The organism is Glycocaulis alkaliphilus (assembly GCF_004000605.1).
GTDB lineage: Bacteria > Pseudomonadota > Alphaproteobacteria > Caulobacterales > Maricaulaceae > Glycocaulis > Glycocaulis alkaliphilus.
On record NZ_CP018911.1, the window covers coordinates 1,648,420 to 1,661,255 of the forward strand.

The window sequence follows — 12,836 nt, forward strand, 5'->3', positions numbered from 1 at the left end:
CCTGGGCGAATCCCGACGGTACGGACCCGAATATCGACATAGCATGGCGCGCAGGCATTGTGGCAAATCCCTGTACACGTCCGCCCGAGCCGCGTGACTGGCGCTGCGTTATTGCTTGACCTCGGCTGACACCGGTTTCCATATTGCCGCCATGCAGGAGGCAGCGCAATTTACCAAGGCTGACGGCCGGGCGGCCCTGGACGCGTTTCGCGTGACCGGGGTGGACAGCGTCGCCGTGGCGCTGCGTGATCTGAACGAGGGCGAGTCTGTCAGCATTGACGGGCAGGTCTTCATGCTGGCTGGCCCGGCCGGGCGCGGTCACAAGCTGGCAGTAAAAGCCATCAAGGCAGGTGAGCCGGTGCTCCGGTATGGCTGGCCGATTGGTCTTGCGCGCCGCGACATTGCGCCCGGCGACACGGTCCACACGCACAACCTGGCCACCGCCCTGACACCTGATACCTCTCTGGCCTACACGCCCTTGGCTGAGGTGATACTGCCAGGCTCGCGTCCCCTTCCCCGCACTTTTGAGGGTTATCACCGCCCGGACGGCCGGGTGGGTATCCGCAATGAAATCTGGGTCATCGCCACCGTGGGGTGCGTAGCGCGGACCGCCCAGCGCATCGCGGCCGAGGCAGCCGCTCGTCATCACGGCGAAGTTGATGGCGTCCACGCCATTACGCATCCGTTCGGCTGCTCACAGCTTGGCGCAGACCTTGCCGATACCCGCGCCATACTCGCCGCGCTCGCCTCCCATCCCAATGCAGGCGGTGTGCTGGTGGTGGGGCTGGGGTGTGAATCCAACCAGATGGATTCGCTTCTGGCCGCCGCGCCCGGCCTTGATCCCGCCCGCTTGCGCACGCTAAAGGCGCAGGCCGCCGGCGACGAGCAGGAGGAGGGCCTGGCGCTGATCGCGCAGCTGGTCCAGGCTGCGCGCCACGATATACGCACACCCCAGCCCGTCAGCACACTGACCCTTGGGGTGAAATGCGGCGGCTCGGACGGGTTTTCAGGCCTCACCGCCAACCCGCTCGCAGGACGCATGACGGATATGATCACCGGCGCAGGCGGCACCAGCATCATCACCGAGATTCCGGAAATCTTCGGGGCCGAACAGCTCTTGCTCAACCGCGCGGCTGACCGAACGGTGTTTGAGGCCGGCGTCAGAGTGGTTGAGCGATTCAAACGCTATTTCACCGAAAACCATCAGCCCGTGCATGAGAACCCCTCGCCAGGCAATATCGCTGGCGGCATCACCACGCTGGAAGAAAAGTCGCTCGGCGCGGTGCAAAAGGCCGGGCGGGCCAGCCTCACCGAGGTCATAGATTATGGCCAGCGAGCCACGAGACCGGGCCTGACGCTGCTCGAGGCACCAGGAAATGACGCCGTATCATCTACGGCGCTGGCAGCAGCGGGCGCGCACATCATCCTGTTCACGACCGGGCGGGGAACGCCGCTCGGCTTTCCGGTTCCCACGATCAAAATGGCCTCCAACAGCGACCTTGCGGCCCGCAAGGCGCACTGGATCGACTTTGACGCGGGCACGATCATGGACGGCGAGGCGATGGAGGCAGCGAGTAACCGCCTGCTGGATCTCGTCCTCAACACGGCCTCTGGCGCGCGCACCTGTAATGAACGCAATGACGAACGCGAAATCGCAATCTGGAAGCGGGGGGTCACGCTGTGAGCGCGCGTCTGACCGCCGCCACGCTTGAGACCGTGCCCGCTGATTTGGTACGCCCGGCCTATGACCGCACGCGCCTTCAACCGGGCATCGTGCATATTGGACCGGGCGCGTTTCATCGCGCGCATCAGGCGGCGCTGGTCGACACGCTGCTGCACACAGACCCGCGCTGGGCGATCACAGCCATCGCCCTTCGCAGCCGGGAAACGACAGACGCGCTCAATGTCCAGGATGGGCTATTCACGCTGAAAACGGTGGGCCTCGGGGGGCAAACCCGCGTCATCGGTGCAATCCGCCGTGCTTTCAGTGCGCAGAACGATCCGTCTGGCACCCTGGAAGCACTGAGCGCCGCGGCGACACGATTGATTACGCTGACCATAACCGAAAAAGGGTATTGCCTGGGCACAGACGGCGGGCTGGAGTTTGACCATCCCGACATTCTGCACGATCTGGCTCGGCCGGACACGCCGCGCAGCGCAATCGGCTGGCTGGTGGCAGGCCTGGCCCGGCGCAAGGCCGATGGAGCACTGCCCCCTGTCATCATGAGTTGTGACAATCTGACCGATAACGGGATCAGGCTGGGCGAGGCCGTCACCCGGCTGGCGCACCACAATGATCCCGCACTGGCCGGCTGGATCGAGCGCCACGTCCTGTTTCCACGCACCATGGTGGATGCCATCACTCCGGCCAGCGATCCGGCTTTCCTGGATGCGCTGGAGGGTGAACTTGGGGTGCGCGACGAGGTGGCCGTGAAGCGGGAAGTCTTCACCTCTTGGGTCATTGAAGCTGCTGACGCCGAAGCGATAGCCGTCCTGGGCGAGGCCGGAGCGGTGCTGACACGCGATGTCGAGGGCCATGCGCTGGCCAAGCTGCGCGTGCTCAATGGCGCCCATTCCGCACTTGCCTGGTTGGGCCTTGCTCTTGGCCACCAGCGGGTTAGCGATGCCGTTACCGATGAATGGCTGGGCCGCGAGACCGGACAACTGATCCGCGAAGAGATACTGCCTGGCCTGTCTGCGCCGGACGGGCTGGATCTCGATGCCTATGCGAACGGTGTGCTTGCGCGCTTTGCCAATCCGGCGATCAGTCATCTGCTCTCGCAGATCGCCTGGGACAGCTCGCAGAAACTGCCTGTTCGCCTCCTTGGCACAGCCGAAGGCAATCTGGCGGCGGGGCGGCCGGTTTCGCGCCTTGGGCGCGCCATCGCCGCATGGATGCGGTTTGTCGTGCGCAGCGCGCGCAGCGGCACACCGCTCACCGACCCGCTCGCAGCCGAACTGGATGTCGCCGGGCGCGCGGCAAATGACGACCCCGATAGCGACACCGCACGCTTTCTCTCCCTTCGCGCCGTGTTTCCATCCGCGTTGATACTTAACCCGCTCTTTCGCGATGCCGTCGCCTGCGGCTATCGTGAGGTGATCGCGCTGGAACGCGGAGCGCGGCCCTGACCCCTTCCCATGGAGTGTCCGACATGAAGACTCGTCTCAACGCCGCCGTGTTCGGCGAGGTCATGCTGCGCCTGAGTGCGCCGGGACGTGAACCGCTCCTGCGCTCGGCGAGGCTGGAGACCTGGTTCGGGGGCGCAGAAGCCAATGTGGCGGCGGGCCTGGCCGCCCTCGGCCACAGCGCGCGGGTCATTACCGCCCTGCCCGACAACGCGATTGGCGATGCCTGCCTTGGCGAACTGCGCCGGTCCGGCCTCGACACCACACACGTCGTTCGCAGCAACGGCCGTATGGGGCTTTACTTTCACGCCAGCGGAGCGATGCAACGCCCGGCCGAAATTGTCTATGACCGCGCCCATTCAGCATTCAGCCTGATGCCTCATGAAGGCTGGAACTGGGACGCGGCACTGGACGGGGTGGACTGGTTGCATCTCTCAGGCATTACGCCTGCTCTTGGCGCGGCCCCGGCACGCGCCGCCCTTGATGCCGCGCAGCGAGCCCGCGAGCAGGGTGCAAAGGTATCCTTCGATTTCAATTTCCGGCCCATGCTCTGGCAGGGGCGCGAGGCCGAGGCGGGCGCGATACTGGGCGAACTGGTGGCGCAAGCGACCCTGCTCTTTTCCAGCGCCGGCGATCTGGCCCGCATCATGCCCCTTGAACTGACCGGAAGACGCGAGGCCGATTTCGACAGCAGCGCAAAGGCCGCTTTCGCCCGCTTTGCCGGCCTTGAGTGTATCGTCACGACCTTCCGCCAGTCGCGCGGCACGCTTGAACAGACGCTGGAAGCCCGGCTTGCCAGCCGGGACGGTGTGATCGCTGCCGGTCCAGAGACATTGGCTGGAATCGTCGAACGCATTGGCGGCGGCGATGCGTTTGCAGCCGGCCTGATAGACGCTCTGGCAAGCGGTACAGACCATCAGACAGCACTCACCGATGCGCTGACGATAATGGCGGTCAAACACTCCATTCCCGGCGATCAGTGTACAGTGCGGCACAGTGACATCGCCGCATGGCGTGAGGGTAGCGACCTGAAACGCTAAGGCTGCGCGGGCGCCTTTTTTTTGCGGCTGAATGAAAGCAGCTGCGTTCCGCGACGACCCCGGCCACGCGTCGACCCACTCCGGCAGCAGGTCATTTGCCTTCGCGTGCGGCGCAATATTTACTTATCCCAACCGCCACCAGTCAGGGATGACGCTGCCCGCCGTGTCCACTTCGCTCCTGCTTTCCGCGCTCAAGCGCGCTGCGCTGCTGGGCCTTGCCTGGCTGGTCCTGACCGGCGGCCAGCTTGGCGCGCTTCCGTATCTTCTCATCACCGTTCCGGCTGCTACGGCGTTGAGCCTTGTCCTCCTGCCGCCGGGACCGCGCCCTTTGCGGCTTCTGGCCCTGTTTGCGCTGTTTCCAGGCTTTCTGGTGCGCTCGGTCATGGGCGGGGTGGATGTCGCCTGGCGGGCCTTCCATCCGCGCCTGCCCGTGAAGCCGGGCTGGATAGAGCTTGAAACCCGGATGCAGGACGGCCCCGCCCGCGCGCTCTACGGCGCCGAGACGAGCCTTCTGCCCGGTACGCTGTCTGCCGGATGTGATGCGCAAGGCATGAAAATCCACTGCCTTGAGGTGACGGATCGCGCGCGTGAGCGCCTGATCATCGAGGAAGAGCGCCTTGCGCGCGCCTTTTCACAGGATGAGGCGCAGGGCCGCGATGATGGCTGACCTCTTCATGCTCGCCGCCCTGTGCGTACTGATCTCGGTTGCCGGAGCGCTGATCCGCGCCTGGCGGGGGCCGGGCCGGGCCGACCGTATGATGAGCGCGCAGCTGATCGGTTCAGGGGGCGTGGGGATTGCCGTGCTGATTGCGGCAGCGCGCAGCGAGCCCGCCATTCTGGACGTGGCGCTGGTACTGGCGCTGCTCGCCGCCTTCGCGGCTCTGGCCTTCGTCAAGACCGTCACGCCCAAAGGGGCGGGCGATCCGGAAGCCGACGAGGCCGAAACCCCATGAACGCGATGGAGTGGTTCATAGCCGGCCTTCTGGCGCTGGGCGTGTTCTTCTATGTCGCCGGAACGGTGGGGCTGTTGCGCTTTCCCGATACCCATTCGCGCCTGCATGCGCTGACCAAGGCGGACAATCTGGGCCTCGGCTTCATTGCCATTGCAGCAGGCCTGCACTGGGGCGATGGCTGGATTGCGGGCAAGCTCGCCCTTGTCTGGCTGCTCACCCTGTTTGCAGCCGGCATGGCGGCCCAGCTCGTCGCGCGCGCGGCCCTGAAGGCGGAGGGTGGCGAGTGAGCCTGGCCTTCGATCTTGCCCTGTGTGCCCTGATCCTTGGCGCGGCCGGTCTGGCTGTGGCGGGGCGCAATCTCTTTGGCTCTGTCGTCTTCTACATCGTCTATGGCGTGCTGATCGCGCTCGCCTGGGTCAGTCTTGGCGCGGCAGATGTCGCGCTTGCCGAAGCGGCCATCGGCGCAGGCGTGACCGGCGTCCTGCTGATTGGGGCATGGCAGGGCATGAAGGATGCAGGCGGGCTGGAAGCCGAGATCACAAAAAGCCTGCCTGTGCGCGTCCTGGCGGGGCTGGGCGCCGCCGCGCTCGGCGCTCTGATCGGGTTTGCGGTCCTCTCCCTGCCCGGCCATGACGGGCTGACCGGCCCGGTCGCGGAAAACCAGCCTGCACTGGATCTCGGCAATCCGGTAACCGCCGTACTGCTCAGTTTCAGGGCCTATGACACGCTGCTGGAAACGCTGGTGCTGACGGCCGCGCTGGCGGCCGTCTGGTCGCTCACCCCGGCGCGCTTCTGGGGCGGGATACCGGGGCCAAAGCATACCACCCGGCCTGATGGCGTAATGGCGAGCTTTGGCCGCCTCCTGCCCCCTCTGGGCGTGCTGGTCGCGGTCTATCTGGTCTGGGCAGGCGCGGACCAGCCGGGCGGCGCGTTTCAGGCGGGCACCGTGCTGGCGGCGGTTTGGATACTCATCGTGCTGGCGGGCCTGCGCGATGAGCCGCGCCTTTCCAGCCTCATTTTGCGCCTCATCGTCATTGCCGGGCCGCTGGTCTTTCTGGGCGCGGGGCTGGCAGGCGCACTGGCAGGCCTCGCACTCGGCTATCCCGAAGGCCATGCCCGAACGCTGATCCTCATCATCGAATATGCACTCACCCTTTCCATCGCGGCGACACTCGCCCTGCTGATCGCCGGTCCGGCAAGGCGGGCGCCATGATGGAGCTTCTGGCAGAGCGCGGCAGCCTGTTCGCGCTGACCGGCGCCGCTTTGATCGCACTGGGGTTTTACGGCTTCATCATGCGCCGCGCGCTGATCCGCCGCCTGATCGCCTTCAATGTGATCGGCAGCGGGATATTCCTGCTTTTCGGCGGCACGGGCTATTTCGGGGGCGGTGTCGATCCGGTCCCGCGAGCCCTGATCATTACCGGCATCGTGGTTGCCCTTGCACTGACCGCCTTCGCCGCTGCGCTTGCCGTCAGGCTCGCCCGGAGCGGTGACGACGATGAGAATCCGGAGGCAGGCCGGTGAACCTGCTGTTTGCGCTCGTCGCCCTGCCCCTCCTCTTCATGCTGGCCAGCCTTGTGGCCGGGCGCCATGGTCCCCGCCTGATCTGGCTGGCAGCGCCGCTTATGACCGGCCTTGCCGTATGGCTGGCGATGGCGGTCCACACTGCGCCGGAAGGTGGCGCGCTGGGTGGCTGGCCTGTCCCGCTCGGCATCATGCTGGAGGCTGACGGGCTGGCAGCTGCGCTCATGCTGGCAAGCGCCATTACCGCCGCCATTACAGGGCTCTTCGCGCTTGGCAGCTATGGCACTACGCGGGCCGAAACCACGCGCAGCTACACCTTCTGGCCGCTCTTCTATGGGCTATGGGCTGCGGTCAATGCGGTGCTGGTCAGCCGCGACCTGTTCAATCTTTACGTCGCCATCGAGCTATTATCGATCTGTGCGGTGGCACTGGCCGCGTTCGGCTCGCGCAAGGCCGCGATGGACTATCTGATGATCGCACTGGCGGGCTCTCTGGCCTATCTGCTCGGCGTAGTATTGATCTTTGCCGCCGTCGGCACGCTGGACCTTTCCCTCATCGCGGAGCGCGCGCCAGAAGCCCGTACAAGCGTCCTCATCGGCGCTGCCCTCATCTCGGCAGGGCTGATCGCCAAGACCGCGCTCTTCCCCTTGCATGGCTGGTTGCCGCCCGCCCATGGCGCGGCCCCGCCTGCGGTCAGCGCGCTCCTCTCCGCACTGGTGGTGAAAGCCTCCTTCGTCATCCTGCTGCGGGTCTGGTTCGAGGCCCTGCCGGGGCTGACGCAACCTGCCATCATCACCGGGTTCGGGGTGCTGGGTGCCGCCGCGATACTTTATGGCTCCGCACTGGCCCTGAGGCAGGAGGGGCTCAAGGCGCTCATCGCCTATTCCACCGTCGCCCAGCTTGGCTATCTCTTCCTCGTCTTTCCGCTGGCAGGCGGCGGAGAAGCCATCACGCCCTGGGCGGCGGGCGCATGGGGCGCGATGGGCTTTCATGCCAGCGCCCACATGCTCGCGAAGGCCGGGCTCTTCCTCGCTGCTGGGCTGATGATCCACGCCAGCGGCAATGGACGGATGGACGGACTGACCGGCCTTGCCAGAGCCATGCCTGTCACCACGTTCGCCTTTGCCCTGTGCGCCGTGTCGCTGATGGGCCTGCCACCCAGCGGCGGCTTCATGGCGAAATATCTCATGCTGATCTCATCACTGGCGTCCGGACAATGGCCCTATGCGCTGGTCATCATCGCAGGCGGGCTGATGGCGGCAGCCTATCTCTTCCGCCCGCTGGCGCGCATGTTCGCCGGAACGGAAACGCCCGCAATTACGCCGCTGCCTCATAACTGGCTGCCGCTGGCACCGCTGGCGCTGGCGATAGCGGCGATGGCACTGGGCCTGCTTTCAGCGGCTCCCTATGAGCTGATGGTGTCCGGCCTGCCAGAGGCCGGTGAAGCCGGGCTGGAGGAGGTGGAGCCATGAACACGGCCATTCTCATCCCGGTCCTGCTGGTGCTGACACCGCTCATTCCGGCTGTGGCAAGCGCGCTTCTGTCCGGTCATGCGGGCTGGCGCAATGGCGTGAATATCGGCTTTGCCGCGCTGAAGCTGGCGCTTGTCACCTATGCGCTGGCAGGTGTGGCGGCAGGGGCGGAATATGAATGGCGGATCGCCTTCGTGCCCGGCCTTGATCTGGTACTGCGCCTGGATGCGCTGGCGCTCCTGTTCGTCACGCTCTCTGCCGTTTTGTGGGTGGCAACGACGCTCTACGCCATCGCCTATCTGAAGGGCACGCCCCATCAGGCGCGCTTCTTTGCCTTCTTCAATCTGTGCGTCGTCGCCGCGAGCGGGATCGCCATGTCCGGATCGCTCATCACCTTCTTCGTGTTCTACGAGATACTTACCCTCGCCACCTGGCCGCTGGTCGTCCACACCGGCAGCGCCAAGGCCATGGCGGCAGGGCGCACCTATCTCGCCTACACGCTGGCGGGCAGCGCGGCCTTGCTGGCCGGGATTGTCTGGCTGGAAAGCGGATCGGGCCCTGTGGAGTTCGCCGACGGGGCGGACCTTTCCGGCTTCTCCACGCTGAGCGCCAGCGTGATCTTCGTCCTGCTGATCGGCGGGCTGGGCGCGAAGACAGCCCTGATACCGCTCCATCCCTGGCTACCAGCCGCCATGGCCGCGCCAGCCCCGGTAAGCGCCCTGCTTCATGCCGTCGCCGTAGTGAAGGCAGGCGCGTTCGGCGTGGTGCGGGTGATCTATGATGTCTATGGCATCGAGACGGTCGCGGCGCTGGGCCTCGGCATACCGCTTGCGGCCCTCGCCTCTGCCACCATCATATACGGATCGCTGCAGGCCCTGCGCCAGAGCGACATCAAGAAGCGCCTTGCCTACTCCACCGTGAGCCAGGTCAGCTATATCGTGCTGGGCGCAAGCCTTGCCGGGCCGTTCGCGGTCATTGGCGGTCTGGTTCATCTCGTCCATCAGGGCCTGATGAAGATCACGCTTTTCTTCGGGGCGGGCGTGCTGGCCGAGCGCGCCGGGATTACCGGCATCGCGCAGATGGACGGGATCGGGCGGCGCATGCCCATCACCATGGCCGCATTCAGCGTGGCAGCGCTCGGCATGATCGGGGTGCCGCCCGTCGCGGGCTTCGTCTCCAAATGGTATCTCGCCCTTGGCGGCTACCAGTCGGGGGCCAGCTGGGTGGTGGGCGTGCTCATCGCCTCCAGCCTGCTCAATGCCGCCTATTTCCTGCCCATGCTCTACCGCGCCTGGCTGAAACCCTCGGCAGACACCTTGCCCAGCCGGGAGGCGCTGGCCAGCACAAGGACATGGCTCCTCATCCTGCCCGGCGCCTTCACGGCTATGGCCGCGCTGGGCGCGGGGCTGTTTGCCGGGTTCGAGCTGAGCCCGCTGGGCTGGGCGACGCTGATCGTTGAACGGATCTATCTGCCATGAGCGCGCTCTGGCTCCTTCCTCTCGCCCTTGCCCTGCCCCTTTTGCTGGCGGCGGGCAGCGCGCTGCCGCTCATTCGCGACCGCAGCCTGACGCTGGCCATCTTCGCGCCGCTTCCGGGGCTTGCCGCAGCCCTGTTCGCGCCGCGCGGCGAGGTGCTGGTATTGCCTGAGCTGGTGCTCGGCGTGACGCTCTCTTTGAGCGAGACCGGCGCGCTCTTCCTCGGCGGAGCGAGCCTTCTCTGGCTGACCGCCGGGCTCTATTCGCGTTTCTACATGGCCGGCAAGGACCGGGGCGGCAATTTCGCCCTGTTCTGGAATCTCTGCCTTGCGGGCAATCTGGGCGTCTTCATCGCCGCTGACGCGATCAGCTTCTATGTCGCCTTCGCGCTCGTCTCACTGATGGCCTTCCCGCTGGTCATCCATGACCGCAGCCAGAAAGCCCTCAAGGCAGGGGTCGGCTATATCGTACTGGCCGTGATCGGGGAGGCCGCCCTGCTGGCCGGGCTGGTCCTCGCTTCGGGGGCTGCAGGCGGGGTGGCCGGCATCGAGGCGCTGGTCGATGCGGTCTGGCTGTCGCCTGACCGCCCGCTCATCCTCGCCCTCCTGATCACCGGGTTTGGCATCAAGGCCGGTCTTGTGCCGCTCCATGTCTGGCTGCCGGTGGCTCATCCTGCGGCACCGGTGCCAGCCTCCGCCGTCCTTTCCGGCGCGATCGTGAAGGCAGGTATTTTCGGCCTGCTGGTCTTCCTGCCGCTGGGTGAAACCCTTCTTCATACCGGCGCCATCCTCGCCGCGCTGGGCTTTGCCGGCGCGTTCGGCGCAGCGCTTTACGGGCTGACCCAGGACGACCCCAAGGCGATCCTCGCCTACTCCACTGTCAGCCAGATGGGGCTGATGCTGGCCGCTATCGGCGCAGGGCTGGCGACAGGACTGGAAGCGGCTGGTATCACGAGCGCCATCGCAATCTACGCCCTCCATCACGGCCTCGCCAAGGGCGCGCTCTTCCTCGGCGTGGGCGCAATGAGTGCCAGCGCGGGCAAGGCCGCACACCGCCAGCGCGCCGTGCTCGCGATCATCGCCCTGTCGGTCGCCGGATTGCCGCTGACCGGCGGCGCGCTTGCCAAGCTCGCCCTGAAAGCGCCTCTGGGGCCATTGAGCGAGCTTCTCATCACAGCCTCGGCCTTCACCACCGCCCTGTTGCTGACGCGCTTTCTGGCGAGCGTAAGGCCCGGCAGCGCTGGCGAGGCCCGCGCGCCGTTGGTGCGCTCCGTCCCCGTGATGGTTCTGGGCGCAGGCGCGCTGATCCTGCCCTGGATGGTGTGGAATATGAGCGGTCTGCCGATGAGCTATGTCTGGCAGTGGAGCAATCTTCTGAACGGCGCCCTGCCGCTGGCGCTCGCCGTTCTGGCCGTATGGGCCGCACAGCGGACGCGCCTTTCCCTGCCAGCCGCCCCGCAAGGCGATCTGCTGGCGCTAGCCGAACCAGCTCTTACAAAGCTTGTCACCGCCTTGCAGACGCTTGGACGCCGCCTGCCCTCGGTCCCGCGCCTGCCCGCCCGGAAGGCCCTCTCCGGGCGCTTGCTGGACCGGGTAGAGGCAGGGCTCGCGCGTGCCCTGCCTGCCCTGCTGCTGGGCCTGGTCCTTGTGCTCGCGCTGCTCGCAGCGTGATGTAAACCCGGCGTTGCGGTCCTTCTCGACGCTCTGCCAACCGCTGGCGGGCGCAGCTGGATATATGAAGGCCTTAGAGCGTTGCAGGCACAATCAGCAGTCCGCGACTATCGTGTCCGCCGGAACCGTCACGCTGCCGCCTCGAAACTGCCCCCTCGATTTTGAGCGAGCTTAATGGCGCGCAGAGGAAGAGCATGGTGAGAACTTCACTATCGAATCTGCCCTGACGCCCACTTCCCCAAATTCCTCCAAGAACGCGACTCGACCTTAGGCCCCGCAGGCGGCATTCTGCTTGATCAACACCTTTGCCGGACAGGGCCAGAACAGGTGATAAAGCAGTCGATACTCCTGCTCGCCGAGGATAGCCGCTGCGTGGGCTGTGAGGTCCGCGAGCGCGGCGTATGTGCCACGCTGGACATCAGCCAGATCGGCGACATGGAGGCGGCCGTTTCGGTAAAGCGCCTCAGCGAGGGCCAGTTGCTGATGCTGGAAGGCGATCCCAGCGATCACGTGGCCAACGTCACACGCGGCCGGCTGAAGGTCTACAAATCCCTGCCTGATGGCCGCACCCAGCTTTTGCGCGTGCTTAGACCCGGCGATTTCATTGGCGCGCCCTTTCGCGACAGGACGGCCTGTACGGTCGCGGCAATTACCGAGTGCGAGCTGTGCCTCCTCCCCCGCAAGGCGCTGGAACACCTTTTCGAGCGCCATCGCGAGATCGAACACGCCGTGATGCGCCAGCTGGAAGACGAACTGGCTGAGGCCCAGTCGCGAATTCTCACGCTCGGACGCAAGACGGCCATGGAGCGCGTGGCCGGCTTCCTCGTAGATGAGCAGGAGCACGCCCGCTCATGCGGCGAACAGATAGACGAGTTGGTCCTGCCACTGGGCCGCGCGGAAATTGGTGATCTTCTCGGCCTGACCATAGAAACCGTCAGCCGCTGCATGACCCGGCTGAAAAAGGCCGGGATCATTGCGCTGGAGGGCGGCAAGTCGGAGCGGGTGTCGGTGCTGGATGCCGGCCGGCTGCAGGAGCTGGCAAGCGCTGAGGCGTATTGATCCTGATCAATGCCGCGCATTTCATGAAGGAAGAAGGTCTGCCCCGTAGCAACGGAGCGCGACCCCCATGCGTCAACCGCCTGCAGTCCTGCGTGATGCTGTTTCGGAAACCTGCGACCTGCTGGACACGGTACAGGCCCGGCTGGGCCTGTCTAACCGGATGCACGCCTATGCGGCCTTGCAGGCAGTGCTGCACGCCGCACGCGAGGGCCTGCCCGCCAGCTCCACCCTGCGCATGGCTGCTGGCATGCCGCTCTTCATAGGCGGTCTGACGGTCCGCGACTGGTATCCGGCAGCACCTCAGAGCGGTCCATATACGTTCGAGCGCCGGGTTGCAGAGCGCCTGCCCTTAAGTTTTCCTCTGTCGGCGCCCGAGACCGCCTCAGGCGTTCTCTTCGTGCTGTCCAGACGGATGGACCCCAGCGCCCTTGCCTGCCTGCAGGCTAGCGCAAACGGCTTCATGCCTCATCCTGCCGCATCTAACAGGCCGCAATCCGGCCAGCCACAAGGAGACTAA

At 65.8% G+C, this 12,836-nt stretch carries 13 protein-coding genes; all 13 read left to right on the plus strand.

The window, feature by feature from the left end:
• Positions 1–151 precede the first annotated feature (151 nt).
• The 13 genes from X907_RS07870 (at position 152) to X907_RS07925 (ending at position 12,836) form a co-directional block, all read left to right on the plus strand.
• Positions 152–1,684, plus strand: a complete 1,533-nt coding sequence (locus X907_RS07870; RefSeq protein ID WP_127569388.1) for a UxaA family hydrolase — start codon at positions 152–154, stop codon at positions 1,682–1,684.
• A complete protein-coding gene (locus tag X907_RS07875) occupies positions 1,681–3,129 on the plus strand; it encodes a mannitol dehydrogenase family protein (protein ID WP_233352238.1) in 1,449 nt (482 codons plus the stop codon). Before X907_RS07870 ends, X907_RS07875 begins: the two co-directional genes overlap by 4 nt.
• 23 nt (positions 3,130–3,152) lie before the next feature.
• Positions 3,153–4,166 (plus strand): sugar kinase, encoded by a 1,014-nt coding sequence (locus X907_RS07880; RefSeq protein WP_127566832.1) that lies wholly within the window; start codon positions 3,153–3,155, stop codon positions 4,164–4,166.
• Positions 4,167–4,329: 163 nt separating this feature from the next.
• The gene (locus tag X907_RS07885; protein WP_170175500.1) at positions 4,330–4,833 is read left to right on the plus strand and encodes a Na+/H+ antiporter subunit E; all 504 of its coding nucleotides are present in this window, start codon (positions 4,330–4,332) and stop codon (positions 4,831–4,833) included.
• Positions 4,823–5,119 carry an MrpF/PhaF family protein gene (locus X907_RS07890; RefSeq protein ID WP_233352239.1) on the plus strand — a complete coding sequence of 99 codons (297 nt, stop codon included), beginning with the start codon at positions 4,823–4,825 and terminating at the stop codon, positions 5,117–5,119. The genes X907_RS07885 and X907_RS07890 overlap by 11 nt, the downstream gene beginning before the upstream one ends.
• On the plus strand, positions 5,116–5,406 hold the full coding sequence (locus X907_RS14435; protein ID WP_170175501.1) for a cation:proton antiporter: 291 nt from the start codon (positions 5,116–5,118) through the stop codon (positions 5,404–5,406). The genes X907_RS07890 and X907_RS14435 overlap by 4 nt, the downstream gene beginning before the upstream one ends.
• Complete coding sequence (locus X907_RS07895; RefSeq protein WP_170175502.1) at positions 5,403–6,332, plus strand: hydrogenase subunit MbhD domain-containing protein; 930 nt, start codon at positions 5,403–5,405, stop codon at positions 6,330–6,332. Before X907_RS14435 ends, X907_RS07895 begins: the two co-directional genes overlap by 4 nt.
• On the plus strand, positions 6,329–6,643 hold the full coding sequence (locus X907_RS07900) for an NADH-quinone oxidoreductase subunit K (RefSeq protein ID WP_233352240.1): 315 nt from the start codon (positions 6,329–6,331) through the stop codon (positions 6,641–6,643). The genes X907_RS07895 and X907_RS07900 overlap by 4 nt, the downstream gene beginning before the upstream one ends.
• Positions 6,640–8,115 carry a complex I subunit 5 family protein gene (locus X907_RS07905; RefSeq protein ID WP_127566838.1) on the plus strand — a complete coding sequence of 492 codons (1,476 nt, stop codon included), beginning with the start codon at positions 6,640–6,642 and terminating at the stop codon, positions 8,113–8,115. The genes X907_RS07900 and X907_RS07905 overlap by 4 nt, the downstream gene beginning before the upstream one ends.
• On the plus strand, positions 8,112–9,593 hold the full coding sequence (locus X907_RS07910; RefSeq protein ID WP_127566840.1) for a complex I subunit 5 family protein: 1,482 nt from the start codon (positions 8,112–8,114) through the stop codon (positions 9,591–9,593). Before X907_RS07905 ends, X907_RS07910 begins: the two co-directional genes overlap by 4 nt.
• Positions 9,590–11,260, plus strand: a complete 1,671-nt coding sequence (locus tag X907_RS07915; RefSeq protein WP_127566842.1) for a complex I subunit 5 family protein — start codon at positions 9,590–9,592, stop codon at positions 11,258–11,260. Before X907_RS07910 ends, X907_RS07915 begins: the two co-directional genes overlap by 4 nt.
• 327 nt (positions 11,261–11,587) lie before the next feature.
• Positions 11,588–12,319: a Crp/Fnr family transcriptional regulator gene (locus X907_RS07920; RefSeq protein WP_127566844.1), complete on the plus strand. Its 732-nt coding sequence runs from the start codon at positions 11,588–11,590 to the stop codon at positions 12,317–12,319.
• 67 nt (positions 12,320–12,386) lie between these two features.
• A complete protein-coding gene (locus X907_RS07925; protein WP_127566846.1) occupies positions 12,387–12,836 on the plus strand; it encodes a DUF2267 domain-containing protein in 450 nt (149 codons plus the stop codon).

Bases quoted from the DNA above. Each gene is read 5' to 3' on its own strand.
- X907_RS07870 (WP_127569388.1), top strand. From the start codon at position 152: ATGCAGGAGGCAGCGCAATTTACCAAGGCTGACGGCCGGGCGGCCCTG.
- X907_RS07880 (WP_127566832.1), top strand. From the start codon at position 3,153: ATGAAGACTCGTCTCAACGCCGCCGTGTTCGGCGAGGTCATGCTGCGC.
- X907_RS07890 (WP_233352239.1), top strand. From the start codon at position 4,823: ATGATGGCTGACCTCTTCATGCTCGCCGCCCTGTGCGTACTGATCTCG.
- X907_RS14435 (WP_170175501.1), top strand. From the start codon at position 5,116: ATGAACGCGATGGAGTGGTTCATAGCCGGCCTTCTGGCGCTGGGCGTG.
- X907_RS07900 (WP_233352240.1), top strand. From the start codon at position 6,329: ATGATGGAGCTTCTGGCAGAGCGCGGCAGCCTGTTCGCGCTGACCGGC.
- X907_RS07910 (WP_127566840.1), top strand. From the start codon at position 8,112: ATGAACACGGCCATTCTCATCCCGGTCCTGCTGGTGCTGACACCGCTC.
- X907_RS07915 (WP_127566842.1), top strand. From the start codon at position 9,590: ATGAGCGCGCTCTGGCTCCTTCCTCTCGCCCTTGCCCTGCCCCTTTTG.
- X907_RS07925 (WP_127566846.1), top strand. From the start codon at position 12,387: ATGCGTCAACCGCCTGCAGTCCTGCGTGATGCTGTTTCGGAAACCTGC.